Origin of the sequence: Janthinobacterium sp. SUN033 (assembly GCF_030397595.1) — a bacterium.
Taxonomy (GTDB): Bacteria; Pseudomonadota; Gammaproteobacteria; order Burkholderiales; family Burkholderiaceae_D; genus Janthinobacterium; species Janthinobacterium kumbetense.
On record NZ_JAPQNV010000004.1, the window covers coordinates 583841 to 608658 of the forward strand.

At 64.2% G+C, this 24818-nt stretch carries 22 protein-coding genes and 1 tRNA gene; 6 read left to right on the forward strand and 17 right to left on the reverse strand.

All coding sequences use genetic code 11. The features are described from left to right. Positions 1-5: 5 nt before the first annotated feature. Both OX460_RS19775 and OX460_RS19780 read right to left on the reverse strand, forming a co-directional pair. A complete protein-coding gene (locus OX460_RS19775; RefSeq protein WP_289899654.1) occupies positions 6-3062 on the reverse strand; it encodes a response regulator in 3057 nt (1018 codons plus the stop codon). 95 nt (positions 3063-3157) lie between these two features. Beyond that, positions 3158-3355, reverse strand: coding sequence for a cysteine-rich CWC family protein (locus OX460_RS19780; protein ID WP_099665916.1), 198 nt, complete (start codon positions 3353-3355; stop codon positions 3158-3160). A gap of 231 nt (positions 3356-3586) precedes the next feature. Between OX460_RS19780 and argB the strand changes: the two genes are divergently transcribed. Together argB and OX460_RS19790 are read left to right on the forward strand one after the other, a co-directional pair. Continuing rightward, complete coding sequence (gene argB / locus OX460_RS19785) at positions 3587-4480, forward strand: acetylglutamate kinase (protein WP_010393729.1); 894 nt, start codon at positions 3587-3589, stop codon at positions 4478-4480. A 65-nt stretch (positions 4481-4545) separates the two neighbouring features. Continuing rightward, positions 4546-4620 (forward strand) — tRNA-Thr (locus OX460_RS19790). 145 nt (positions 4621-4765) lie between these two features. On the opposite strand, the gene OX460_RS19795 is transcribed toward OX460_RS19790, so the two are convergent. Beyond that, entirely contained in the window at positions 4766-5635 is an 870-nt protein-coding gene (locus tag OX460_RS19795) for a TraB/GumN family protein (RefSeq protein ID WP_289899655.1), read from the reverse strand. Between the two features lie 95 nt (positions 5636-5730). Between OX460_RS19795 and OX460_RS19800 the strand changes: the two genes are divergently transcribed. The 3 genes from OX460_RS19800 to pabB all read left to right on the forward strand — a co-directional run bounded on the left by OX460_RS19800 (position 5731) and on the right by pabB (position 9009). Further along, positions 5731-6465, forward strand: coding sequence for a pyrimidine 5'-nucleotidase (locus tag OX460_RS19800; RefSeq protein WP_077398423.1), 735 nt, complete (start codon positions 5731-5733; stop codon positions 6463-6465). 102 nt (positions 6466-6567) lie between these two features. Next, on the forward strand, positions 6568-7143 hold the full coding sequence (gene slmA, locus OX460_RS19805) for a nucleoid occlusion factor SlmA (RefSeq protein ID WP_099665918.1): 576 nt from the start codon (positions 6568-6570) through the stop codon (positions 7141-7143). 21 nt (positions 7144-7164) lie between these two features. Then, complete coding sequence (gene pabB, locus OX460_RS19810) at positions 7165-9009, forward strand: aminodeoxychorismate synthase component I (RefSeq protein ID WP_289899656.1); 1845 nt, start codon at positions 7165-7167, stop codon at positions 9007-9009. An 84-nt stretch (positions 9010-9093) separates the two neighbouring features. Here the strand turns inward: pabB and OX460_RS19815 are convergent, their stop codons facing one another. Beyond that, the gene (locus OX460_RS19815; RefSeq protein ID WP_289899657.1) at positions 9094-9453 is read right to left on the reverse strand and encodes a DUF1428 domain-containing protein; all 360 of its coding nucleotides are present in this window, start codon (positions 9451-9453) and stop codon (positions 9094-9096) included. 115 nt (positions 9454-9568) lie between these two features. Then, complete coding sequence (locus OX460_RS19820) at positions 9569-10162, reverse strand: glutathione peroxidase (RefSeq protein WP_289899658.1); 594 nt, start codon at positions 10160-10162, stop codon at positions 9569-9571. Between the two features lie 180 nt (positions 10163-10342). Here OX460_RS19820 and OX460_RS19825 point away from each other — a divergent pair, with 180 nt between their 5' ends. Further along, the gene (locus tag OX460_RS19825; RefSeq protein ID WP_289899659.1) at positions 10343-11470 is read left to right on the forward strand and encodes a poly(3-hydroxybutyrate) depolymerase; all 1128 of its coding nucleotides are present in this window, start codon (positions 10343-10345) and stop codon (positions 11468-11470) included. 159 nt (positions 11471-11629) lie between these two features. Here OX460_RS19825 and gabD read toward each other — a convergent pair whose 3' ends face one another. The 12 genes from gabD to xylF form a co-directional block, all read right to left on the reverse strand. Further along, positions 11630-13084 carry an NADP-dependent succinate-semialdehyde dehydrogenase gene (gene gabD / locus OX460_RS19830; protein ID WP_251349554.1) on the reverse strand — a complete coding sequence of 485 codons (1455 nt, stop codon included), beginning with the start codon at positions 13082-13084 and terminating at the stop codon, positions 11630-11632. A 92-nt stretch (positions 13085-13176) separates the two neighbouring features. Beyond that, entirely contained in the window at positions 13177-14019 is an 843-nt protein-coding gene (locus tag OX460_RS19835; protein ID WP_289899660.1) for a PPK2 family polyphosphate kinase, read from the reverse strand. Then, positions 14016-14438, reverse strand: coding sequence for a CoA-binding protein (locus tag OX460_RS19840; protein WP_289899661.1), 423 nt, complete (start codon positions 14436-14438; stop codon positions 14016-14018). The genes OX460_RS19835 and OX460_RS19840 overlap by 4 nt, the downstream gene beginning before the upstream one ends. Positions 14439-14502: 64 nt before the next feature. Further along, positions 14503-15156 (reverse strand): bifunctional 2-keto-4-hydroxyglutarate aldolase/2-keto-3-deoxy-6-phosphogluconate aldolase, encoded by a 654-nt coding sequence (locus OX460_RS19845; RefSeq protein ID WP_289899662.1) that lies wholly within the window; start codon positions 15154-15156, stop codon positions 14503-14505. 13 nt (positions 15157-15169) lie between these two features. Then, entirely contained in the window at positions 15170-16063 is an 894-nt protein-coding gene (locus tag OX460_RS19850) for an SMP-30/gluconolactonase/LRE family protein (protein WP_289899663.1), read from the reverse strand. A 143-nt stretch (positions 16064-16206) separates the two neighbouring features. Then, positions 16207-17937, reverse strand: a complete 1731-nt coding sequence (gene araD, locus OX460_RS19855; protein ID WP_289899664.1) for an L-arabinonate dehydratase — start codon at positions 17935-17937, stop codon at positions 16207-16209. Next, entirely contained in the window at positions 17934-18947 is a 1014-nt protein-coding gene (locus tag OX460_RS19860) for a 2-dehydro-3-deoxygalactonokinase (RefSeq protein WP_289899665.1), read from the reverse strand. Before OX460_RS19860 ends, araD begins: the two co-directional genes overlap by 4 nt. 84 nt (positions 18948-19031) lie before the next feature. Further along, positions 19032-19805 (reverse strand): hypothetical protein, encoded by a 774-nt coding sequence (locus OX460_RS19865; RefSeq protein WP_289899666.1) that lies wholly within the window; start codon positions 19803-19805, stop codon positions 19032-19034. Continuing rightward, positions 19802-21001, reverse strand: a complete 1200-nt coding sequence (locus OX460_RS19870; RefSeq protein WP_099665929.1) for a DNA-binding transcriptional regulator — start codon at positions 20999-21001, stop codon at positions 19802-19804. Before OX460_RS19870 ends, OX460_RS19865 begins: the two co-directional genes overlap by 4 nt. Before the next feature lie 32 nt (positions 21002-21033). Further along, the gene (locus tag OX460_RS19875; RefSeq protein WP_034783811.1) at positions 21034-22176 is read right to left on the reverse strand and encodes a sugar ABC transporter permease; all 1143 of its coding nucleotides are present in this window, start codon (positions 22174-22176) and stop codon (positions 21034-21036) included. After that, positions 22173-23744, reverse strand: coding sequence for a D-xylose ABC transporter ATP-binding protein (xylG, locus tag OX460_RS19880; protein WP_289899667.1), 1572 nt, complete (start codon positions 23742-23744; stop codon positions 22173-22175). Before xylG ends, OX460_RS19875 begins: the two co-directional genes overlap by 4 nt. 63 nt (positions 23745-23807) lie before the next feature. Next, positions 23808-24809, reverse strand: a complete 1002-nt coding sequence (gene xylF / locus OX460_RS19885) for a D-xylose ABC transporter substrate-binding protein (protein WP_034752745.1) — start codon at positions 24807-24809, stop codon at positions 23808-23810. Positions 24810-24818 lie beyond the last annotated feature (9 nt).

Sequence of the window (24818 nt, forward strand, 5' to 3'; positions counted from 1 at the left end):
CCTTGTCACAGTGTCAGCTCCAGCGCATCGGCCACCTCGCCCAGCTGCGCCAGCGCACCTTCGAAATCGTATTGTCCCAGCATGCGCTTCAACTGGCGCGCGTGTTCCGCCTGCCCGGCCGCGACCAGCACGGGGCCGATGCCGTCCAGGTGCTTGACGGCCTGCGCATCGTCCTGCAGCAGCAGCTGCGACAATTCGCGCAAGCCCGCTTCCAGGTGCGCCCGGTCCACCGCCGCCACTGGCGCCACCGCCGCGCCGCCCGCCTCGGCCACATGGCCGCGCGACTGCATGGCCAGCACGATCTTCGGCACCAGCTCGTCGAGCGCCAGGGTGCAGGCGGCCAGCGCCTGCGGCAAGCCGTCGTGCGAACCCAGGCTGAGCAAGTGCTCGACCCGCGCGGCGCTGTCGGCCAGGCCGCCGGCGCCGATATTGCCGGCCAGGCCCTTCAGGGTATGCGCTTCGCGGATCGCCGTCTCGAGCTGGTTGTTCTCGATGGCGGCAACGATGCGCTGCATGGCGTCGAACTGGGTTTCCACAAAACGGTCCAGCAATTTTCGCATCAAAACGGCATTGCCGCCCACGCGACGCATGGCTTCCGCCATTTTCAGACCGGCGATCACGGGCAACTCCGCTTCCGGCTGCGCCACCACCGCCGTCATTGCCTGCGGCGTGGCCGGCGCGATCCAGCGTGCCAGGGTGCCGAACAACTGCGCCACGTCGATCGGCTTGGCGATGAAATCGTTCATGCCGGCATCCAGGCATTTTTCCTTGTCGCCCACCATGGCATTGGCCGTCATGGCGATCACGGGCAAATTCGAATAACGGGGGTCCTGGCGCAGCTTGCGCGTCGCCTGGTAGCCATCCATCACCGGCATCTGGCAATCCATCAGCACGCCGTCATAGGCGTTTTCCTCGATCTTCGCCAGCGCGATGGCGCCATTGCCCGCGATGTCGACGCGGATGCCGGCGTCGTTGAGAATATGCTGCGCCACTTCCTGGTTGACTTCATTATCCTCCACCAGCAGCAGCCAGGCGCCGCGCAAGGCGCGTTCGTCGTCGCGGTAGCTGCTCTGGCGCTGCGTCTTGCGGCTCTGCCCCGTCACGCCGCCAAACACGAACGATATCTGGTCGAGCAGGGTCGAGGCGCTGACCGGCTTGTTCAATACGCCGTCGAACGGCAAGTCCCGCTGGCGCGCCGCCTCCAGCAGCGCTTCGCGATGGAAGGCCGTGACCATGATGCAGGCCGGCGTCGCGTCGATGCCGGCGGCATCGGCGCGGATGCCGGCCAGGGTATCGAGGCCATTCATGCCCGGCATTTTCCAGTCCATCAGCACCAGTCCGTACCCTCGCCCCTCGGCGCGCGCCTGCGCCACGGCGCCGATGGCCAGCACGCCGCCAGACACGGCACGCGCCTCGAAGCCCAGCGCCGTCAGCATGCTGACGAAGATTTCACGCGCGCTGGGGTTGTCATCGACCACCAGCACGCGCAGGCCCTGGAATTGCTGCTGATGCTGCAGTTGCGACAGGCTGTCGCGCGGCACGGCGGCCAGGCCGAAGCGGGCCGTGAAGAAGAAGGTGCTGCCCACGCCCGCTTCGCTGACCAGGTCGATCTCGCCTTCCATCATTTCCACCAGGCGCTTGCTGATGGTCAGTCCCAGGCCCGTGCCGCCATGGTGGCGCGTGGTCGAGGTGTCGGCCTGGGTAAAGGCCTGGAACAATTTGCTGCGCTGGGGCGGCGTGAGGCCGATGCCCGTGTCGCGCACATCGACGCGCAAGACAGCCGCATGTTCTTCCAGCTGCTGCAGGCGGATGCTGACGACGATCTCGCCCTTATCCGTAAACTTGATCGCGTTGTTGGTCAGGTTGATCAGCACCTGGCCCAGGCGCAGCGGGTCGCCCTGCAAGGCGTTCGGCACATTGGGGGCGATGTCGAACAGCAGTTCGAGCCCCTTGTCCTGGGCGCGCATCACGGACAGGTCGGCGATCTGTGCCAGCACGTCCTCGAGGAAGAAATCGACTTTTTCAAAGGCCATCTTGCCCGCCTCGATCTTCGAGAAATCGAGGATGTCGTCGATGATGGCCAACAGGTTCTTCGAAGCCGATTCCACCTTCTCCAGGTAATTGCGCTGGGTCGACGTGAGGTCCGTCTGCAGCGCCAGGTGGGTCATGCCAATGATGCCGTTCATCGGCGTGCGGATCTCGTGCGACATATTGGCCAGGAAGTCCGACTTCATCTTGGTCGCATCCTCGGCCACTTCGACGGCGTGGCGCAGGTCCTGCTCGACGGCCAAGCTGGTGCTCATGTCCTTGAGCGCCTGCAGCAACTCACCCGTCTCGTCGCGCGACGTCACTTCGATGACGGAACTGAGGTCGCCATTGGCCACGCGCGTGGCGATCGCCACCGCCTCGCCCAGCGGACGCGTAATCGAGCGCGCCGACCAGGCAAAGGCGAGACCGGTCAGCAGGGCTGCCAGGCCGATGCCGCCCATCAGCAGCAGCGAGGTATCGATGTCGTTGCGTATCCGGGCCGCGCTGTCGCGGATCAGTTGCTGCTGCAAGTCATCGAGCTGGCTCACGTACAGCAGCACTTTTTCCAGCACCGGCAAGGTCTGCGTCTGCATGGCCTGCTCGGCGCGGGCATCCTCGCCGCGTTCGACCAGTTCGAACATCGTCTTGAGCGACACATAGTAGTCGGCGCGCGCCAGGTGCATCTGCTCCAGCAGGCGCCGCTCCTCGGGCCGCGCATCGAGACCGTCGAGGATGCGCACCTGCTCATCGATGCCCTGCTTGATCGCCTCCAGGCGCGCCTGGTTCGCCTGGCGCAGCGCCGGCTCGTGCTGGCTCGGCAGGTTGCCGATGCGCGTGGCCGCCTCGCGCGCCAGTCCGTGGATCTTGCTGGTGGCCTTGGCGGCGACCCAGTCGCGCTGCAGGATATCGTCGGTCTCGGCGCGGATAGCATAGATGCGGCTCCCCGCCAAGACGATGACGACCAGCATCAGCACGATCAAAATGGCATAACCGGCATTGATGCGCACGCCGATGCGGATATCCCTGAAGCGCATAACTTTCCTGTAAGAAATTCTTAAAAATCGAAGTCTGAACGTATTCCCCTACAAAATGCAAGGTCTTTTGCAAAGGAAAAAGCGCGCCGATGCGCTTATCTGGCCGGCGTTGCTGCCGGAGGGGTCAAGGCGGCGATGCGCTCTTGCAGGCAGGCGGGGCACCAGCAGCCCACGGCGGTGCTGCCGGGCACGGGAACGGCCGGCGGCAGGGCCACGCACCAGCAGGGTTCCTTGGCGTCCGGATCAAGCTGGCCGCACTGGAAGGTGGCGCCGCACAGGCTGCATACGCTCATGGCTGTGTTTGAATTGGCAAGTGTGTGTCCTGCCGCGCCAGGATACGACGCAGATGTAACGGGCAGTAAAAGGGCTGGCTGGGGGGCATATCGGGCCAGACTATAGGATCATCAGGGAAAATACAACAAGATCGCCCTATAATGCCTCCAAGATTTTCTTCTTCCCTGTAAAATCCCACAAATCTATTTTCCGGACTCGCCATGAATCAACTAGCTAACTTGAACCTGGACATGAATGACGACTTGACGGCGGTGTCGCCACAAATCAAGGCGCAGATTCTGGCCGAGGCCCTGCCCTACATCCGCAATTTCCATGGCAAGACCATCGTCATCAAGTACGGTGGCAATGCCATGACGGACGAACGCCTGAAGCACGGCTTCGCGCGCGACGTCATCCTGCTCAAGCTGGTCGGCATGAACCCGGTCGTGGTGCACGGCGGCGGACCGCAGATCGACAACGCGCTGAAAAAAATCGGCAAGCAAGGCACCTTCGTGCAAGGCATGCGCATCACCGATGAAGAAACCATGGAAGTGGTGGAGTGGGTGCTGGGCGGCGAAGTGCAGCAGGATATCGTCATGCTGATCAACCATTACGGCGGCCAGGCTGTGGGCCTGACGGGCAAGGATGGCGGCTTGATCCGCGCGCGCAAGATGCAGATGCCGGACCGCGAACATCCGGGCGAATTCCTCGACATCGGCTTCGTCGGCGAGATCGACGCGATCAACCCGGCCGTCGTCAAGGCGCTGCAGGACGACGCCTTCATTCCCATCATCTCGCCGATCGGTTTCGGCCAGGATGGCCAGGCCTACAACATCAACGCCGACGTGGTAGCCGGCAAGATCGCGGAAATCCTGAAAGCGGAAAAGCTGATCATGATGACCAACATCGCCGGCGTCCAGGACAAGCAGGGCAACCTGGTGACCGACCTGTCGGCGCGTGAAATCGACGAGATGTTCGCCGACGGCACGATCTCGGGCGGTATGCTGCCGAAGATCTCGTCCGCGCTCGACGCCGCCAAGTCCGGCGTGAACACGGTGCACATCATCGACGGCCGCATCGAACACTCATTATTGCTGGAAGTGTTGACCGAGCAAGCTTTTGGTACTATGATCCGTTCGCACTAAAAAAATCGCAACGCATCACAGCGAGTAGTTTGGCGGCGCAGATCACCTGGCGCCGCTTTTAATTTGCCCTTGTAGCTCAGTGGTAGAGCACTCCCTTGGTAAGGGAGAGGCCACGTGTTCGATCCACGTCAAGGGCACCAACTATATCTCCCCGCAGCTGAAAAAAGGTCCATGGCGGCGTTGTCCTTCCTCGCCGTACATGCGTACTGTCTTCGTCAGTACGCCTTGCCCTGAACACTTTTCCATCTGCTCTGCCGCCGTTTGTGGCGCGGCTAAGCCACCAGTTCAATACACCCGCTCGACCTTCAAGCCCTTCTGACGCAATAAATCCGGAACGCTTTTCGTGCCCACCAGGTGCAGCACGCCGATGGCGGCCAGGCTGGACTTTTCGCGCGCCAGCAACCTGGCGATGCCGTCAGCCAGGGCGGGGTTGCGGCCATCCAGCAACACCTTTTGCACGAACTGGGCGGCGAACGACGGGTCTGTCGCTGCCTTGGCGGCCAACCTGTCGAAGGCGGCGGCATCGGCCGTGCGCCAGGCGTTGGCGATCTCGCGCGCTTCCTGGCTTTGTTCCTGGTCCTCGATCGACGCCACGCCGTCTTCCAGGAAACGGCACTGGTCGGCCGGCGACATGGCGCCGAACAGCGCCATCTGGCCTTCCATCGACTCGAGTTCCACCACGGGGATCTTGCGCGCCTTGGCCTGCTGCGACAGATAATTGTCGACGGCCAGGTCGGAGCGGTAGCCCAGGGTGGAAAACTCGCCGATGGCCAGCATGCTGGCCAGCATCCACGGCTTCATCGGCGCCACCGACTCGGCTGGAATGCCGTATTTTTGCAACAGCGGCGCCAGGCGCGGGGCCAGGGTCTGGCGGCAATCAAGCGGCACTTGGTTGCCCGGCGCCTCCATGCCGTATTTCAGCACGGCGCCCAGGGCGGCGCGCGGGTCGGCGCCGGGATCGATCTCCAGCGCCAGCGCGCCAGCCTGGTGCAGCGCCTGCGTCACGGTCGGCTCGAGCGGATAAAAATCGGGCGCGCCGACGTGGATGGTACCGAACAGATACAGGGTATGGCTGGCGTCCTGCACCTTGAACAGGGCGCCCCGGTTTTGCGTCACGGGCGGCGCGTCGGCAAAGGCCGCCGGCAACGGCAGCAAGAATAATCCGCAAAACATCACTATAATCTGGCGTCGCATGGTTTTCCTGATTGTTGAATTTTTCATCTTGCTTATCATCTTGCCTAAAGACTCCTGTGCCTGTGTCCCATCTTAACCGCTCGTCGCCGGTCTGGCTGTTTGACCTCGACAACACGCTGCACAATGCCTCGCACGCCATCTTCCCCACCATCACGGCCAATATGAACACGTATATTGCCCGCGTGCTGGGCGACGGCGTGACGCCGGCCGACGACGCCATCGTCAATGCGGCGCGCGCAGCCTACTGGCGCCGCTATGGGGCCACCTTGCTGGGCATGGTCAAGCACCATCAGGTACAGGCAGCGCATTTTCTGCACGAGACGCACGCGTTCGACGATTTGCGCGCCATGATACGCGCCGAGCGGGGGCTGGGGGCTTTACTCAAACGCCTGCCTGGCCGTAAAATTTTACTCACCAACGCGCCGCTGCGCTATTCGAGCGACGTGATGCGCCACCTGGGCTTGCGCCAGCATTTTTCGCAGCATATCGCCATCGAGGCGATGCATGTGCACCGCCAGCTGCGGCCCAAGCCATCGACCCTGATGCTGCGCAAACTGATGCGCAAGCACCAGATCCGCCCTGGCCGCTGCATCCTGGTGGAAGACACCCTGGCCAACCTGAAGGGTGCGAAAAAACTGGGCCTGCGCACGGCATGGGTCACGCAATACCTGAAAATGGCGGATCCGATCGGCGTGGCGAAGTTGCCCAAGGCGTTAAATCGCCCCGCTTACGTCGATGTCAAAGTAAAATCTGTCCGGCATTTGGCACGCCGCCTTCACCGTCTGCGTTGAAGGGGACTCCTGGGCTTCCGGTTGACGCCGGAAGCCGCACCGCTAGCGGCGGTGACGGACCTCCCCATCAAGGCAGCATTTTTTTTAACGACAAGAGAAAATATGGCAAGCACACCGCCGGGCCAACGCAGGCTACAAATTCTTCAGGCCCTCGCCGCAATGCTGGAGCAGCCGAAAGGCGAAAAGATCACCACTGCCGCACTGGCGGCCAGACTGGCCGTGTCGGAAGCAGCCCTGTACCGCCATTTCGCCAGCAAGGCGCAAATGTTCGAAGGGCTGATCGAATTCATCGAGTCGAGCGTCTTCGGCCTGATCAACCAGATCGCGGAAAAGCACAGCGACGGCATGACGCAAACGCGCGACATCGTCGGCATGCTGCTCAATTTCGCCATCAGCAATCCGGGCATGACGCGCGTATTGATCGGCGATGCGCTGGTCAATGAGGACGAGCGCCTGCAAGTGCGCATGAACCAGTTCTACGACCGCGTGGAACTGGCGCTCAAGCAGGCCTTGCGCGTGGCCGCCGCCGAAGGCCATGGCAAGGAAAGCGAAGTGGCGGCGCGCGCCACCCTGATCGTCGGCTTCGTCATCGGACGCTGGCACCGCTACGCCAAGAGCGGCTTCAAGATCAATCCCTCCCAGGAAGCGGCGCTGCAAATCGCCATGCTGCTGGGGTAAGTCACCGCCGCGGCTGTCCCCATGCATACCGACTGTTTCGCCCTGCTCGACGACGCCAGCACCCCGGGCGCCGGTTCGCGCCTGTACACGGGCCTGGCGTCAGTCTTGCAATGCACCGAGGGGCAGGCCTGGCCCGAGCTGCTGGAAGGCCTGCAAGACGCCTTACATCGCGGCCAGTACGCCGTCAGCGTGTGCAGCTACGAGCTGGGGGCGCATTTGCTGGCCATGCCGCCGCGCGCGGCAGGCATCAACGCGCCGCCGCTGGCGCAAGTGCTTGTCTTCGACCATTGCACGCAGCTTTCACAGGACGAGGTGGCGCAGTGGCTGGACGCGCCCGCCCGCGCCGACGCCGCGCCGGCCGGCGTGGCCGATATCCGCGCGAATGTGGATCAAGCCGAATTCACGCGCGCGCTGCACCGCATCCACGACTACATCGTGGCCGGCGACACCTACCAGGTCAACTACACGTATCGCTTGCGCTTCGACGCCTTCGGCTCGCCCCTGGCCCTGTATGCGCGGCTGCGCGCGCGCCAGCCCGTGCCCTACGGCGCGCTGGTGATGCTGCCCGATGGCGGCGCCCTGCTATCGCTGTCGCCGGAACTGTTCGTGCGCCATGCACAGGGCGAGCTGATGGCGCGCCCCATGAAAGGCACGGCGCCTGCCGCCCCGCCTGAGCAAACGGCAGAAAACGCGCGCCGCGCCAGCGCCCTGGCCAATGACCCGAAGAACCGCGCGGAAAACCTGATGATCGTCGACCTGCTGCGCAACGACATCGGCCGCATCGCCGTCACCGGCTCCGTCAAGGTGCCGGCCCTGTTCGAGGTGACGCGCTACAGCAGCGTGCTGCAAATGACCTCCACCGTGCAGGCGCGCCTGCGTGACGACGCCAGCCTGGCCGACGTCTTCCTGGCCTTGTACCCGTGCGGCTCGATCACGGGCGCGCCGAAACGCCGCACCATGGAAATCATCGCCGAGCTGGAGCCGGCGCCGCGCGGCATCTATACGGGCGCCATCGGCTGGTTCGACCCTCCCGCCGCCGGCGCTACCCACGCGGTGGGTGACTTCTGCATGTCCGTGCCGATCCGCACCCTGGCCTTGCAGCCGGCTGGCCCTGACGGCATCCGGCGCGGCGAGATGGGCGTGGGCGCCGGTATCGTCCTGGACAGCGCCCCGCAGGAGGAATTTGCGGAGTGCCAGCTCAAGGCCCGCTTCCTCACGGGGCTGACCAACGACTTCGAACTGTTCGAGACCTTGCACGCCAGCCGCACCGGCGGCTGTCGCCAGCAAGAGCGCCACCTGGCACGTCTGGCCGCCTCCTGCGCCTATTTCGGTTTTGCCTGGAGTGAGAGTGCCGCGCAGGCCGCGCTGCAGGCGGCCTGCGCGGCGCGCCCCGACGACGCGCCCTTCCGCCTGCGTCTGGCGCTGCGCCAGGATGGCCAGTTCACGACGCAAAGCGGTGCGCTCACCGCCCTGCCGGACATGGTAACCATCCTGCTGGCGCCTGACGCCACGACTGCCGGCGACCTGTTCCTGCGTCACAAGAGCAGCGTGCGCGCACGCTACGACGCGGTCTGGCGCGCGGCCGAGGCGCGAGGCAGCTTCGACATGCTGTTCTTTAACGAACGGGGCGAACTGACAGAAGGCGGGCGCAGCAATGTCTTCATCCGCCTCGATGGCCGCTGGCATACGCCGCCCCTGTCCTGCGGCCTGCTGCCCGGCGTGCAACGCGCCGCCATGCTGGCCGATCCTGCCTGGGACGCGCAGGAAACCATCATCACGCGGGCCATGCTGGCACGGGCCGAAGCGATTGTCGTGTGCAACGCGTTGCGCGGGGCGTTGCCGGCACATATTATCGCTAGCGCCTGAAACCGTTCAGGGCAAGGCGCATTGCCGAAGGTAGTGCAACTGCACGACGAGGCATTGCAACGCCGCCATGGACTGTTTCAGCCGCTAGAGGTCCACCTGCATTTCATAACCGCCGTAGATCATCCGCTTGCCATCGAACGGCAGCTTGGCCGGATCCATCATCTCGGCCAGGCGCGGATCTTTCATGACCTTGTCGTTGATTTCATCGCGCCTGGCGCGCGACTCGTAGACGATCCAGGAAAACACCACCACTTCGCCATCCTGCAAGTCCACCGCCTGCGGGAACGACGTCAGCTTGCCCGGCTTGACATCGTCGCCCACGCATTCGCGAAATTCCAGCGCGCCATATTCGCGCCAGATGGCGCCGCAGGTGCGCGACATGGCCAGGTAGGCATCGAGCTTGGCTTTCGGTACGGGCACCACAAATCCATCGACATACGCCATGATGTTCTCCTTTGTTGTGACAAACGCGAACAACCAGCTTAGGACAATGATGGCAAGACGACAAGCGCGGCATTAAAAAAAAGCAGGCGTTCCAGCCTGCTTGGGTGTCGGCAACTTACATCGCCAGCGCTTTTTCCACCGCACCAACGAGTTTCTTGTCGTCCGGCGTCACCTTGCTGGGGAAGCTTTCCACCACTTTGCCGTGGCGGTCGATCAGGTATTTATGGAAATTCCACGCCGGCGTCTTGCCCGTCTGCTTGATCAGGTCCACGTACAGCGGGTTCGGCGCGGGACCGGAGACCACCGATTTGGCAAACATGGGGAACTTCACGCCATAGGTGTTGTAGCAGAAATCGGCGATTTCCTTGCTGTTGCCGGGTTCCTGCTTGCCGAAGTCGTTCGACGGGAAGCCCAGCACCACCAGGCCCTTGCTGCCGTACTTGGCGTACAGCGCCTCGAGCCCTTCATATTGATTAGTAAAACCACAATAACTGGCCGTATTGACCACCAGCACCACCTTGCCCGCGTACTGGCACAGGTTTTGCGGCGCTTCATCCTGCAGGCGGTTGAAGGTCTGCTTGAGAATCGCGGGGCAGGCGGCCGGCGCGACGGCAGCTGTAGCGGTTTCGGCGGCATGGGCCGGCATGGCCAGGCTGGCGCCGGCGGCAAGGGTGGTGAGCGCAAACAGCTGGGCAAGGGTCTTGGACATGAAGGGCACCATGGTTGAACGGAAAAAACCATTCTATGTCAAACGCCGCGCGCGCGCATGAGGGCCACAAGAACAGCAATTGCTTGAGCGACATCAACGATAGTGCAGTACTTGCCCATCGCACAGTTTTTTTACCTATGCTCGGCCTTCCTATCCCATTTCTTGCCTTGTGGAGTCGCCATGCCCTTCCCGCACCTGACCGCATTACCCACCGCCCTGCTGGCTGCCAGCCTGCTCACCCTGGCGCCAGGCGGCGCGCTCGCCGCCACGGCCGCCAAAGCGGCCAAACCCGCCGCGACCAGGGACGCCCCCGCCCTGCCCGGCTACCAGGCTGACCTGAGCCAGACCACCGTGTCCGGCCTGTCCTCGGGCGGCTTCATGGCGGCGCAGTTTGCCGTCGCCTACTCGGCCACGGTGGCCGGCGCCGGCATCATCGCGGGCGGCCCGTATTTCTGCTCGGGCCAGCCGGGCCGCTTCCCCTACATCCCCTACCTGACGAATGCCCTGACCACCTGCATGAATCCGGGCAGCGCGCAGGTGGCGCCGCCTGTCGCCAGCGAATTGCTGCGCGCGGCGAACGACTTCGCGCGCGCCCGCCTCATCGACGACACGGCCAACCTGAAACGCCAGCGCGTGTATCTGTTCAGCGGAACGAAAGACCAGACCGTGACGCGGCCGGTGGTGGAACAGGTGGGAAAATTCTATGCGCTGGCGGGCACGCCGGCGGAGCAGATCCGCTTCGTCGACAATGTCGGTGCAGGCCATGCCATCATCACGGACAACAACCAGGACAAGGCCTGCGACGTCACGGCGTCGCCCTTCATCAACGACTGCGACTTCGTGCAGGCGCGCGACATCCTGCAGCACCTGTACCCGGACCTGCAGCCTTCGACGACCACCCTGACGGGCAAGCTGATCGCCTTCAACCAGCGCAGCTTCATCCAGAGCGCCTACTCCAGCATGAACAATACGGGCTACGCCTACATCCCGAAAGCCTGCGACAGCGAGAGCTGCCGCGTGCACGTGGTGTTCCACGGCTGCCTGCAAACGACGCAAGCGATCGGCGACCGTTTCTATACCAGCACCGGCTACAACCAGGTGGCGGACGCCAACAAGATCATCGTGCTGTATCCGCAGGCCGAACCGAGCCCTGTCTACCCGTACAACCCGAAAGGCTGCTGGGATTTCTGGGGCTACACCAGCCTCAATCCGATCGACCCGGATTTCTACCGCAAGAGCGGCACGCAGATGGAAGCGGTCAAGGGCATGCTGGACAGGTTAGGATCGGCTCGCAACAGCCGTCGATAACGGACGTCACGGATGCTTAAAAAAATCGTAGCGAGCGGCAACGAGGCTCGGCGCCCCCATCTGGCTAAGAAGCGCAGCTGTACTGAGTACGGGGCCGCCGAGGCAGCGCGCATCGCAGGCCGGAAAGCGCGCCGCCAGCAGCAGATTTAATCAAGCATCCTAGATACCGCCCATGCAGATGTACTTGATGACCAGATAGTCTTCGATACCGTAGGTCGACCCTTCACGGCCCAGGCCCGATTGCTTGACGCCGCCGAAGGGCGCGATCTCGTTCGAGATCAGGCCCGTGTTGACGCCGACCATGCCCGTTTCCAGGCCTTCGGCCACGCGCCAGATGCGGCCGATGTCGCGCGAATAGAAATAGGCGGCCAGGCCGAATTCCGTGTTGTTGGCCAGGGCAATCACTTCATCGTCCGTCTTGAAGCGGAACAGGGGCGCCAGCGGGCCGAAGGTTTCCTCCGTGGCCACGCGCATGTCGTTCGTCACGTCGGCGATGATGGTCGGCTCGAAGAAGCCGTTGCCCAGCGCGTGGCGTTTGCCGCCAGCGAGCAGGCGGCCGCCCTTGCCCAGCGCGTCGGCCACGTGTTCTTCCACCTTGGCGACGGCCTTGGCGTCGATCAGCGGGCCTTGCGTGACGCCCGCCTCGATGCCATTGCCCACTTTCAGCTTGGCCACGGCGGCCACCAGTTTGTCGGCAAACGCGTCATACACGCTGTCCTGCACATACAGACGGTTGGCGCACACGCAGGTCTGGCCGGCGTTGCGGTATTTCGAGGCGATGGCGCCTTCCACGGCCGCATCCAGGTCGGCGTCGTCGAAGACGATGAACGGCGCATTGCCGCCCAGTTCCAGCGACAGCTTCTTGATTGTCGGCGCGCACTGCTCCGCCAGCAGGCGGCCCACCTGGGTCGAGCCAGTGAACGTCAGCTTGCGCACGATGGGGTTCGACGTCATTTCGCCGCCGATGTCTTTCGGCGCGCCCGTGACGATGCTGAACACGCCCGCAGGCACGCCTGCGCGCTCGGCCAGCACGGCCAGCGCCAGCGCGGAAAACGGCGTGGCTTCGGCCGGTTTCAGAACCATCGGGCAGCCGGCGGCCAGGGCCGGGCCGACTTTGCGGGTGATCATGGCGGCGGGGAAGTTCCACGGCGTGATGGCGGCGCATACGCCGATCGGCTCCTTGGTGATGACCAGGCGGCGGTCCGGCCATGGCGATTGCAGGGTATCGCCCGCAACGCGCTTGCCTTCTTCCGCAAACCACTCGATGAACGAGGCGCCGAACTGCACTTCGCCCTTCGCTTCCGGCAAGGGCTTGCCCTGCTCGGTGGTCATGATCAGCGCCAGGTCGTCGGCGTTTTCCAGGATCAGGTCATGCCAGCGGCGCAGCACGGCCGCGCGCTCCTTGGCCGTCTTCTTGCGCCAGGCAGGCCAGGCGGCATTGGCCGCCTCGATGGCGCAGCGCGTCTCGGCGGCGCCCATCAGGGGCACCGTGCCGATATGCTCGCCCGTGGCGGGATTGCTCACATTAATCGTCTGGCCACCATCGGCATCGACCCAGGCTCCATTCACGTAAGCCTGGTGACGCAACAAGGTAGGATCTTTCAACTGCAGCATATGCATCTCCGGTCTGGTTTGAATTATCGACGAGGGATACTATGCCACAGCGCGGCAGATTTCGCAGGCGCGGCGCTGAACTGCCCCGAGCTCTACTCGACCTTGAAAGACGACAGTTTCGGGTCCGGCGCCGGGTATTCCAGCTTCATGCCCTGCAGGGTTTCCAGCAGCAGGGACGCGACCACCAGGTTGCGCTGCGTCTTGGAGTTCGATGGCACCACGTACCACGGCGCGTGGTCGGCATCCGTCTCGCGGATCGCCGTTTCATAGGCGCGCTGGTAGCCATCCCACTTCTTGCGCTGGGCGATATCGTTGGGATCGAACTTCCACTGGCGGTCGGGATCATCGAGCCGCTCCTGCAGCCGTCCCCGTTGCTCGTCCTTCGAGATATGCAGGAAGACCTTCAGGATGACGGTGCCCGTTTCACTCAGCATGCGCTCGAAATCGCGGATCTGCGCATAGCGGCGCTGGCATTCGGCCTTGTCGATCATGTCCTGCACGCGCGTGATCAGCACATCCTCGTAATGGCTGCGGTTGAAGATGGCGATTTCGCCTTTCACGGGCACATGCTGGTGCACGCGCCACAGGTAATCGTGCGCCAGTTCGATGTCGGTGGGTCCCTTGAACGCCACGGCGCGAATGCCCATCGGGTTGATATTGCTGAAGATGGCCTTGACCGTGCCATCCTTGCCCGACGTGTCCATGCCCTGCAAGACCAGCAGCACCTTCTTTTTGTGCTGCGCGTACAGCATGCTCTGGCACTCGGCGATCTGCGCCGTCAGGGCCACGGTTTCCTCGCGGTCGATGGCCTTGCACTGGGCCGCCGTCAGCTTCTTGTTCGCCGCCTTGGTGGCGGCGCCCAGCAGGCGCTTGCCGGCGAAATCCTCATTCAGGTCGAAATCCTTCCCGGCCCGGAACTGCGTGCGCGCCTTCATGCCGCCACCGCCAGCTTGCGGTGCTCGATTTTTGTGCAATGGTCCATCACCACCGCCAGGCCCGCCGCCCGCGCCAGCTGCGCCGCCTGCTCGTTGACTACGTCGAGCTGCAGCCACAGGCAGCCAGCCTTGACGGCGATGGCTTCCTCGGCGATGGGCAGAATATCTTCTGACTTGCGGAAGCAGTCGACGATGTCGATGCGCGCCGGCGCGACAGCCGCCGCGGCCTGCGTCAGGGTGGCGTAAGCGCGCTGCCCCAGCACATCGCGTCCGGCGAGGGCCGGATTGACGGGCAACACGCGATAGCCATGCCGCAGCAGGTAATCTGCCACTTCATGGCTGGCGCGTTCAGGCTTGTCGGACATGCCGACGATGGCGATGATGCGGCTCTCTTGCAGGATGCGGGCGATGTTGGACATATTCTGGTCTATGAGGCGTGCGACATTGCCCCCTTAGCGTAGCAGAATTACTCCACCGTGGGAGCTAGCCTGAAGAGCTAGTTTTGCGTATGGCCTCCATCTTCGCCACGAAAGCCTGCGCGCGCGCCGTCACGGCCGCGTAATCCCCCGTGGCGCCCGGGCCACTCAGGCTGCTGCCGATGCCCACGGCCACGGCGCCGCTGGCAAACCATTCGTCGAGGTTCTCCACCGTCACGCCGCCCGTGGGCATCAATGGCGCCTGCGGCAGGGGCGCGCGCAGCGCCTTGATGTAGGCGGGGCCGAACATCTCGGCGGGGAAAACCTTGACGATGTCGGCGCCGGCCTGCAGGGCCGTGACGATCTCCGTCGGCGTCATCGCCCCCGGCATGGACAGCACCTGGTAGCGCTGGCACAGCGTGATGGTCTCCACGTTCACGCCGGGCGAGATGATGAACTGGGCGCCGGCCAGGATGGCGGCGCGCGCCGTCTCCGTATCGAGCACCGTGCCCGCGCCCAGCAGCACGTCATGGCCATGGCGTTCGCGCAGGGTGCGCAGCACGCCCAGGGTATCGGGCGTGGTGAACGCCACTTCCAGCGCCGTGATGCCGCCGGCAATGCACGCCTCGGCGATCTGCACGGCCGCCTGCGCCGAAGGGGCGCGCACGATGCCGACCATACCCCGCTCGATAATGCCCTCGAAAACCGTATGTTTTTGCATATGCTCTATCCTGTCAGGCCGGCAGGGCGCCAAAGCGCACTTCCGGCAAACCGCGCACGCCCACCTGGCGCGCATGAAACAATCCCCCGGCCAGCGGTTCGCTCGCCAGCTGGGCCGCGCTCAAGCTCTCCTGCGCCGTGGTGACGAACAATTCGTCGTAGCGCGGGCCGCCCAGGCTCACGCAGCTGGGCTGCGAGACGGGCAGGCTGATCTTGCGCTCGACGCTGCCGTCCGGCGCGAAGCGCAAGACCCTGCCGGCGCCCCATTGCGCGCTCCACAGGTAGTCATCCGCATCGACGGTGGCGCCATCGGCGGCGCCGGGGCCCGGATCGAGCACGGCAAACACGCGCACCCGGCTGGCATCGCCCCCCAGATAATCGTCCCAGCGGTAGATCGCCTTCTTCATCGAGTCGCAGAAGTACATGGCCGTGCCATCGACGCTGAAGCAGATGCTGTTCGAGATGGCGATCTGCGGCAGCGGCAGGCGCTCCAGGGTCAGGTCCAGGTTGAGGCGGTAGAAGCTGGCGACGGCATCGCGGCACGGGCGCTCATCGAGCGTGCCGAAGACAAAGCGTCCCTGGCGGTCGCAGCGGCCATCGTTCAGGCGCGTCATGGGCAAGTCCCCCTCCACCGTGTGCAAGGGCGTGACGGCCCCGCTGCGCGCGTCAAACCAGGCCAGGCGCGAAGCCAGTCCCAGCAGCAGCACATCGTCGCTGTCCGTCAGCGCGAAGCACGCCAGGCGCTCCGGCATGGCCCACGTCTGGCGCTCGCCTGTGGCCAGCACCAGCGCATGCAGCTGGCAGCCTTCGATATTCGTCCAGAAAACGCGGCCGCTGCGTTCGCACCAGCGCACGCCCTCGCCGAGAAAATTCTGCGCATCGACCAGTAATTGGGCCTGTGTCCCCATCATTTTTCCTTTAACTAATGTATAACGCATGATAAAACCGTCGCGAGCGGAAGTCAGTTGTGCCCGAGACGCGCAACTGTGCTTGAGCACAGTGAGCATCGAGGCCGCAAATGACGACGCGCAGCAGGTTTGATCGTGCGCTATCAATGTGATTCGCGCGGAACCGCGGAGCCCCGGCAACCGACGAGGAAGTCGAGGTCCGCGCCTTCGTCGGCCTGCGTCACGTGCTTGATGTACATCGACTGGTAGCCGCCCTTCATAGCAGGCTGCGGCGCTGTCCACTCGGAGCGGCGGCGCGCCAGCTCGGCCTCGTCGACGTCCAGGTGCAAACGCCGTCCCGCCACGTCGAGTTCAATCATATCGCCATCGCGCACCAGGGCCAGCGGCCCGCCCACGGCCGCTTCCGGCACCACGTGCAACACCACCGTACCGTAGGCCGTGCCGCTCATGCGCGCGTCCGAGATGCGCACCATGTCGCGCACGCCCTGTTCCAGCAGTTTTTTCGGCAATCCCATATTGCCCACTTCGGCCATGCCCGGATAGCCCTGCGGGCCGCAATTTTGCAGCACCATCACGCAGCTGGCATCGATATCGAGGGCGGGATCGTCAACGCGCTTTTTATAGTGCTCGATGCTGTTGAAGACGACGGCGCGGCCACGGTGCTGCATCAGTTCCGGCGAAGCGGCGGAAGGCTTGATGACGGCGCCGCGCGGGGCCAGGTTGCCATGCAGGACGGCGATGCCGCCCTCGTCCTTGAATGGCTGCGCCAGCGGTGTGATCACCTCGGGATTGAAATTTTCCGCTTCGGCCACGTTGACGGCCATGCTGGCGCCCGTGACGGTGAGCGCCTCGCCATGCAATTTTCCCAGCAAGTCGCGGATGATCACGGGCAGGCCGCCCGCATAGTAAAAATCTTCCATCAGGTACTGGCCCGACGGCATCAGGTTCAGCAGGCACGGTATGTCACGGCCCAGGCGGTCCCAGTCGGCCAGGCGCATGTCCACGCCGATGCGCCCCGCGATGGCCAGCAGGTGGATCACCGCATTCGTCGAGCCGCCGATGGCGCCGTTGACCATGATGGCGTTTTCAAACGCTTCGCGCGTGAGGATCTGCGACAGTTTCAGGTCTTCGCGCACCATGTCGACGATGCGCCGGCCCGTCAGCTGCGCCTGCAGCTTGCGGCGCGCATCGACGGCGGGAATGGCCGCGTTGCCGGGCAGGGTCACGCCCAGCGCTTCGACCATGCTGGCCATGGTGGAAGCCGTGCCCATGGTCATGCAGTGGCCGGCGGAGCGTGACATGCACGATTCGGCCTGCTTGAATTCGTTTGATGTCATGCGCCCGGCGCGCACGTCTTCGGAAAACTTCCACACGTCCGTGCCCGAACCGATCGGTTTGCCGCGGTAATTCCCGTTCAGCATGGGGCCGCCCGACAGCACGATGGTGGGCAAGTCCACGCTGGCCGCGCCCATCAGCAGGGCCGGGGTGGTCTTGTCGCAGCCCGTCAGCAGCACCACGCCGTCGATCGGATTGGCGCGGATCGATTCCTCGACATCCATGCTGGCCAGGTTACGGAACAACATGGCCGTCGGGCGCAGGTTCGTCTCGCCCAGCGACATCACGGGGAATTCGACGGGAAAACCGCCCGCTTCGAGCACGCCGCGCTTGACCATCTCGGCCAGGTCGCGGAAATGTCCATTACAGGGGGTCAGTTCGGACCAGGTATTGCAGATGCCGATGACGGGACGGCCATCGAAGGCGTCGCTGGGATAGCCCTGGTTCTTCATCCAGCTGCGGTGGATGAAACTGTCCTTGTCGTCGCCGCCAAACCACGCTTGCGAACGCAAGGGACGCTTGTTCTTGTTGTCACTCATACTGTCTCCTGCGGGGAAATCAAGCCGCGCGCGGCGGCGATCAGCAGCGCACCGTGACCAGCCAGATTGGCTTGCTGCTGGTCGTCGACGATGATGCGCTTGCCATAAAAAAATCCGTGTTCTTCGATCAGCAGCCCGAGCGCCTGGCGCAGCATGGGCTTGCCGGTAATGACGAGCGGGGTATCGGGCCGCATCTGGATGGCGGTGCTGTTGCGCAGCGCCAGCAAGTCGCCACTGAGGACGGCGCCCATCAGGAAATTGGCCCGCTCGTTGCACTCGACGGCGCTGAACTGGCCCAGGGTGCGCACGCTGAAACAGGCGCGCGCCAGCCCCGTTTTTTGCGCCGCGGCCGCGCCGGCCAGCAGCATTTTCGGCACCAGGGTCTGGGCAAAACCGCCATCGACCGATTGTTTGATCAGGGTGTGCTGCGTGATCGCCTGCAGCAGTTCGCCCGCGATGGTGGTGCTGCAGCCGAGGATGCGGCGCTGCTCATCCACGCTGATCAGTTTGGTATGCGAGCCGGGCATGATCAGGGTCGCCGCGCCGCGCAACTGCAGGCGCTCGAGCAGCGCGACGACTTCCGTCTCTTCGCCGCGCATCATGTCCATCGCTTCGACGTTATGCAGGCCGACGGCGCCATGCTGATTGCGCACGCCGGGGATCAGCCACAGGGGCTGCGCCAGCACGTCGGGCAAGTCCACCGCCTGCATGCCTTGCGCCAGCTGGGCCAGGCCGGCGGGCGCCGGCACATGCGGCACTTCCCGCACGCCCATGGGCGAAGTGATCATGCCCGACGCCAGCGCCAGGTCCACCTCGGACGGCGCGATGCCCGCGCTGGCCAGCACGCAGGCGATGGTGTCGCGCAGCGCCTGTTTCAGCGCGCCGTTATGACCATCGATGGCGGTATTGCGCACGCCCGTTTCCAGCTGCGCCTGGGCGACGACGGCGCCCGCGCGCCACAGCAAGGTACGCGTATTGGTGGTGCCGGCATCGATGGTGAGTATGTTCATGGGCAGGCTCGCAGCGTCGGTCAGGACAAAAATAAATGAGGGAAAAACTACCCCATGGTAGAACTGCCCCGCATATCTGACCAATCACTTATTTGACATCATTGATACCGGTTCGGATATGTCAAACGCGTCGAGATCCTGCACGCCCAAACGGTAGGCGAGCTTGAAGCGCATCGCCTGTCCCGGCTGCATGTCCACACCCTGCGCCAGCAGGGAAAAACAGCGCGCATCGGAATACAGATGGCAGCTGTCCTGGGTGCTGGAAAAACGCAAGACCCGGCCCGACGCGGGGTCGGCAACCCGCGCCGCCTCGCGCAGCTGGCCGCTGCCCGTCCAGTAAAAGTCATGCCGGAATCCCGGCAAATGCACCAGCGCGGGCCAGGCCAGGCGCGAAGCGAGCGGCGCCGGCTGGCGGAAGTCGAAGGCGCTGCCCGCCACGTCGAGCGGCGCGTCGTCCGTGCCACCGCCAGGCCAGGACCCGTAATGGTCGGCAGCCAGGCGCAGTACATGGTCGCCCACGCTAGCACGGTTGCCCTGCAGATTGAAGCGGGGCGCCGCCAGAGCAAAACGGGAAACGGTATCGGATGTGGCGTCGCAGTCGAGGTGCAGGCTGCCATCGTCGTCAAACCGGTAGGTCAGGCGCACAGACAGGCCGTCTTGCGCCAGCTGCAACTGCAAGTGGCCGTCGCCGGGCGATGCGCACTGCCAGCCCGCGGAGGACCGCGCCCCTGGGGGCGCCGCGCCCAGCACATCGGCCAGCCGGCCATAGCGGTCGGGCGCCCACCAGGCCCGCACGCTGGCATCGTGCGTATCGATGGCCACGCGCATGCCGCGCGCGTTGCGCAGCAGATGCATCATGGCGCCTGCCCGGGGGCTGGCGGCGGCCGGCTGCGCTGCTGGAATTCGCGCGGCGTGCAACCGAGTTCGCGCTTAAAGACGGCATGCATGTACTGCACCGTGGTAAAGCCGCAACGCACGGCCACCTCGGCCACCTGCCCCGGCCCGCGCGCGAGCAGGGTCTTGGCCGCATCGAGCTTGAAATGCAAGATTTCATCGTGCACGCTGCGCCCCAGCTCGTGGCGGAAGTGCGCTTCCAGCGAAGAGCGCGACACGCCCACGTAATCGGCCACCTGCTCCGTCTTGATACCCTGGCAGGCGTACTGGCGGATGAAGTGGCGCGCCTGCATCACCTGCGGATGCTGGAAGGGCTGGTGGCGCGTGGAGGCGAGCACGTTCAGGCCGGCCGGCGGCACCAGGATGCGCGTGCCGGACAGGCGCGCGCCGTTGAGCATCTGGTGCAGCAGATGCGCCGCCGTGCGGCCCATTTCCTCCGTGCCCTGGATCACGGAACTCAAGGGAATGCGCGTGAGCATGCGCGCCAGCGGGTCGTTGTCGATGCCGATCAGGGCGACCTGCTCCGGCACGGCGATGCCCGCGTGCATGCAGGCTTGCAGCAGCTGGCGCGCGCGTGCGTCGCTGACGGCGATGATGCCGACGGGTTTTTCCAGGCTGTTGAGCCAGGCGATCTGCTGCTCCACCGCTTCGTCCCATGACGGCGCGCTGGTGGCGACGCCCCGGTACACGTCGGCATGCATGTGGTCGCGCTCCATCAAGGTGCAAAACGCCGTTTCGCGCTCCTGCGCCCAGCGGTTGACATCGGCCTCGGGCAGGCTGAAACAGGCAAAGCGGCTCAATCCCGCTTCCACCAGGTGTTCATAGGCCAGCTTGACGATCTTGAAATTATCGGTCGCCACGTACGGGATGCCGGCCGGGTAGTCTTCCGCGCGCGCATACGAGCCGCCCACGGCCACCACGGGCAGGCGGCTGTGCGCCAGCGCCGCGCAGACGGCGGGATCGTCGAAATCGGCGATGATGCCGTCACCCTGCCAGCGTTCGATACCCGGCAAGCGGCAGCGAAAATCCTCTTCCAGGAACAGGTCCCACGACACGCGCGTGGTGTTCAGGTAGGCGGCGATGCCCGCGATGATGTCGCGGTCATAGATTTTATTCCCGTTAAACAGCAGCGCGATCCGGTGCGCGGTCGGCATCTTCATGGTGTCTCCTCCCGTGCCAGATCGTTTCACGGCTAGCGGCGTCCGGCACGCGTGCTGACATCGACCCACACGGCGAGGGTGAGGATACTGCCTTTTACGATCATCTGCCAGTAGGTGTCCACGTCCAGCATGGACATGCCGTTATCCAGGCTGGCCATCACCAGCGCGCCGATCAGGGCGCCGTACACGGTGCCCGAACCGCCGCGCATCGAAGTGCCGCCGATGAAGCAGGCGGCGATGGCATCGAGTTCGCTGAAGGTGCCGGCCGATGGCGAACCGGCCGCCAAGCGGCCCGTGTTGATCAGACCCGCCAGCGCGCACATCAGGCCCATGATGCCGAAGATCCACAGCTTGACGGCTTTTACATTGATGCCGGACAGGCGCGTCGCTTCCATATTGCTGCCGACAGCGTAGATGCGGCGGCCGAATACGGTCTGGCTGGTGATGTAGCTGAACAGCCCCAGCAAGGCCAGCAGCAACAGCACGGGCAGCGGGATGCCTTCATAACCGTTCAGGGTTTGCACGAAGGCGTACAGCACGGCGCCGATGACGGCCAGGCGCAAGCCGTCGGCCCAGGGCGCCGTCTGCGGCAAGCCATGCTGCGCGCGGCTGGCGCGCGCGCGCCACGTCAGGAAAGCGGCCAGCAGGAACAGGCCGATGCCCAGCACGATGCCGGGCACCGCGGGCAGGTAGCCCTGCCCCAGGTAGACCATCGGCTCGGAGACGGGCGCGATCGTGATGCCGCCTGTGATGCCCAGCAGGATGCCGCGGTACGCCAGCATGCCGCCCAGGCCGACGATGAAGGACGGGATGCCCCGGTACGCCGTCAGGTAGCCGTTGAGGAGGCCGATCACCAGGCCGCAGCCGAGTACCGCAGCCAGGTTCAAGGCCAGGGGCCAGTGCTGCGTCACGTCCAGCACGGCGGCGATGCCGCCGAGTAGCCCCAGCAGGGAGCCGATCGACAGGTCGATCTCGCCGGCGATAATCACCAGCACCATGCCGCAGGCGAGGATGCCGGTGACGGACATCTGGCGCAGCAGGTTCGACAGGTTGCGCGGCGTGAGGAAACTGCCCTCCGTCTTCCACGAAAAGAAGGCCCAGATCAGCGCCACGGCGATCAGCAGGGCCAGCATCTTGTATTGGGTGAACAGCTGTTTGATACTGTGCGGTTTCATGCTGCGGGTTCCTTGTTTGCGGTGTTGGCGGCGGGTGCCGGGCGCTGGTCCAGCGCCGCCGCCAGCACGGTTTCCTGGCTCAGGCCATCGTTGATAAAGTCGCCGCGCAGGCGGCCTTCGCCCATCACCAGCACGCGGTCGGACACGCCCAGCACTTCGGCCAGTTCCGACGAGACCATGATGATGGCCACTCCCCGGTCGGCCAGCGCCAGCATCAATTTGTAGATTTCATATTTGGCGCCCACGTCCACGCCGCGCGTGGGCTCGTCGAGAATCAGGACGCGCGGGCGCGTCAGCAGCATCTTGGCCAGCACGGCCTTTTGCTGGTTGCCGCCCGACAGGCTCGTAATGGGCAGCGACGGGCTGGCCGCCTTCAGCTCCAGCCGGGCGATCTCGCCGCGCACGGCCGTCAATTCCGCCTCGCCGTCGATGCGCGTGGTGCGCGCGAATTGCTCCAGCACGGCCAGGGTGATGTTCTGCCCCACGTCGAGGTCGGGCACGATGCCGTGATGCTTGCGGTCTTCCGGCACCATGGCCAGGCCCATGGCGATGGCCTTTTGCGGCGAGCGGGTATCGATTCTCCGGCCATCGAGCCACACTTCGGCCTGGCACGGCCCCTGGTAGGCGCCAAACAGGGCCGAGACGAGTTCCGTGCGCCCCGCCCCCACCAGACCGGCGATGCCGAGGATTTCGCCCTTGCGCAGGGTAAATGACACATCGTCGACGCGCTTGCGCTGCGGGTTGTCGGCGTCGATGCAAGTCACATGGCGCGCCTCGAACAGCACCTCGCCAATGGCCGGCGGCTGCGCGCGCTGCGGATACAGCTGGCTCATTTCGCGGCCCACCATCTGCGCGATGATGCGTTCGACGTTCATCTGCGCCATCGGCGTGGTGGCGATATGCCTGCCGTCGCGGATGACGACGATGGTGTCGCAGATGGCCGCCACTTCATCGAGCTTGTGCGAAATGTAGATGCAGGTGACGCCCTTGGCCTTCAACGCGCGCAGGATATCGAGCAGCACGGCGATTTCCGACGCCGTCAGCGACGATGACGGCTCGTCGAGAATCAGCAAGCGCGCATTCTTGTTGAGCGCCTTGGCGATTTCCACCAGTTGCTGGTGGCCGCCGCCGTAATTCATCACGGGCTGCGCCACGTTCAATTCGGGAATTTTCAGTTCGCGCAGCAGCTCGTCGGCGCGCTTGTACATGGCCGCATAATGCATGCGCCCACCCGGCAGGGTCAGCTCGCGGCCCATGAAGATATTCTCGGCCACGGACAGCTGCGGCACCAGCATCAGCTCCTGGTGGATGATGATGATGCCCGCGTCTTCCGTGTCGCGGATCGATTGCGCGCGCAGGGGCTGGCCATCCCACAGGATGTCGCCATCCCAGGTGCCGTGCGGGTACACACCGGACAGCACTTTCATCAGGGTCGACTTGCCGGCGCCATTCTCGCCGCACAGACCGATGCATTCGCCGGCCCGCACCTGCAGGTCGATGCCGTCAAGCGCGCGGACACCGCCAAACTGTTTGACGATGCCTTTCATTTCAAGCAGATAGTCGGACATGCTCACTCTCGTTGCGGATTAACAGAAATCAGGGGTCAGTCCCGGCGGGACTGACCCCAGCTTTTAGTTGCCCAACTGAGCTTTGGTATAGAAGCCGTCGTCGACGAGAATGTTCACATTCGCCTTGGTCAGCGGCGTTGGTTTCAACAGCACCGTGCTAACTTTTTTCAAGCCGTTGTCATAGCTGGAGTTGTAGGCCGGCTTTTCATTGCGCGCCAGTTGCACGGCCAGTTTGGCCGCTTCGGCGGCAATGGTTTTCAGGGGCTTGTAGACGGTCATCGACTGCGTGCCGGCGATCACGCGTTTCACCGCCGCCAGATCGGCATCCTGGCCCGAGACAGGCACCTTGCCCGCCAGTTTTTGCGCGGCCAGAGCCTGGATGGCGCCGCCGGCCGTGCCGTCGTTCGAGGCGACGATGGCGTCGATCTTGTTGCCGTTGGCCGTCAGCGCGTTTTCCACGATGGACAGCGCTTCGGTGGCGCTCCAGTCCTTCACCCACTGCTGGCCGACGATCTTGATATCTCCCTTGTCGATAAACGGTTTAAGCACCTTCATCTGGCCTTCGCGCAGCATCTTGGCGTTGTTGTCGGTCGGCGAGCCGCCCAACAGGTAGTAATTGCCCTTCGGTTGCAGCTTGGTCACGCCTTCGGCCTGCATCTCGCCCACTTTCTCGTTGTCGAACGAGATATACGCGTCGATATCGGCGTTCAGGATCAGGCGGTCATACGACAGCACCTTGATGCCAGCCTTTTTCGCTTCCTTGACGGTGTTGTTCAATACCGTTGCGTTGAACGGCACGATCACCAGCACGTCCACGCCGCGCGAAATCAGGTTCTCGATTTGCGAAATCTGACGCTGCTCGCTGGCATCGGCCGACTGCACGAAAACCTTGGCGCCCTGCTTTTCGGCGGCGGCGATGAAGAAATCGCGGTCGCGCGTCCAGCGCTCCACGCGCAGATCGTCGATGGAAAAGCCGATTTTCGGGTTTTTCGCATCGGCCAGGGCGGCGCTGCTGCTCAATGCCAGCATGGCGGTCATGATGGCTGCACTGATGATCTTGTTCATTGTGTGTCT

Bases quoted from the DNA above. Each gene is read 5' to 3' on its own strand.
- OX460_RS19775 (WP_289899654.1), bottom strand. From the start codon at position 3,062: ATGCGCTTCAGGGATATCCGCATCGGCGTGCGCATCAATGCCGGTTAT.
- OX460_RS19780 (WP_099665916.1), bottom strand. From the start codon at position 3,355: ATGAGCGTATGCAGCCTGTGCGGCGCCACCTTCCAGTGCGGCCAGCTT.
- argB (WP_010393729.1), top strand. From the start codon at position 3,587: ATGAATGACGACTTGACGGCGGTGTCGCCACAAATCAAGGCGCAGATT.
- slmA (WP_099665918.1), top strand. From the start codon at position 6,568: ATGGCAAGCACACCGCCGGGCCAACGCAGGCTACAAATTCTTCAGGCC.
- pabB (WP_289899656.1), top strand. From the start codon at position 7,165: ATGCATACCGACTGTTTCGCCCTGCTCGACGACGCCAGCACCCCGGGC.
- OX460_RS19815 (WP_289899657.1), bottom strand. From the start codon at position 9,453: ATGGCGTATGTCGATGGATTTGTGGTGCCCGTACCGAAAGCCAAGCTC.
- OX460_RS19820 (WP_289899658.1), bottom strand. From the start codon at position 10,162: ATGTCCAAGACCCTTGCCCAGCTGTTTGCGCTCACCACCCTTGCCGCC.
- OX460_RS19825 (WP_289899659.1), top strand. From the start codon at position 10,343: ATGCCCTTCCCGCACCTGACCGCATTACCCACCGCCCTGCTGGCTGCC.
- gabD (WP_251349554.1), bottom strand. From the start codon at position 13,084: ATGCTGCAGTTGAAAGATCCTACCTTGTTGCGTCACCAGGCTTACGTG.
- OX460_RS19835 (WP_289899660.1), bottom strand. From the start codon at position 14,019: ATGAAGGCGCGCACGCAGTTCCGGGCCGGGAAGGATTTCGACCTGAAT.
- OX460_RS19840 (WP_289899661.1), bottom strand. From the start codon at position 14,438: ATGTCCAACATCGCCCGCATCCTGCAAGAGAGCCGCATCATCGCCATC.
- OX460_RS19845 (WP_289899662.1), bottom strand. From the start codon at position 15,156: ATGCAAAAACATACGGTTTTCGAGGGCATTATCGAGCGGGGTATGGTC.
- OX460_RS19850 (WP_289899663.1), bottom strand. From the start codon at position 16,063: ATGGGGACACAGGCCCAATTACTGGTCGATGCGCAGAATTTTCTCGGC.
- araD (WP_289899664.1), bottom strand. From the start codon at position 17,937: ATGAGTGACAACAAGAACAAGCGTCCCTTGCGTTCGCAAGCGTGGTTT.
- OX460_RS19860 (WP_289899665.1), bottom strand. From the start codon at position 18,947: ATGAACATACTCACCATCGATGCCGGCACCACCAATACGCGTACCTTG.
- OX460_RS19865 (WP_289899666.1), bottom strand. From the start codon at position 19,805: ATGATGCATCTGCTGCGCAACGCGCGCGGCATGCGCGTGGCCATCGAT.
- OX460_RS19870 (WP_099665929.1), bottom strand. From the start codon at position 21,001: ATGAAGATGCCGACCGCGCACCGGATCGCGCTGCTGTTTAACGGGAAT.
- OX460_RS19875 (WP_034783811.1), bottom strand. From the start codon at position 22,176: ATGAAACCGCACAGTATCAAACAGCTGTTCACCCAATACAAGATGCTG.
- xylG (WP_289899667.1), bottom strand. From the start codon at position 23,744: ATGTCCGACTATCTGCTTGAAATGAAAGGCATCGTCAAACAGTTTGGC.
- xylF (WP_034752745.1), bottom strand. From the start codon at position 24,809: ATGAACAAGATCATCAGTGCAGCCATCATGACCGCCATGCTGGCATTG.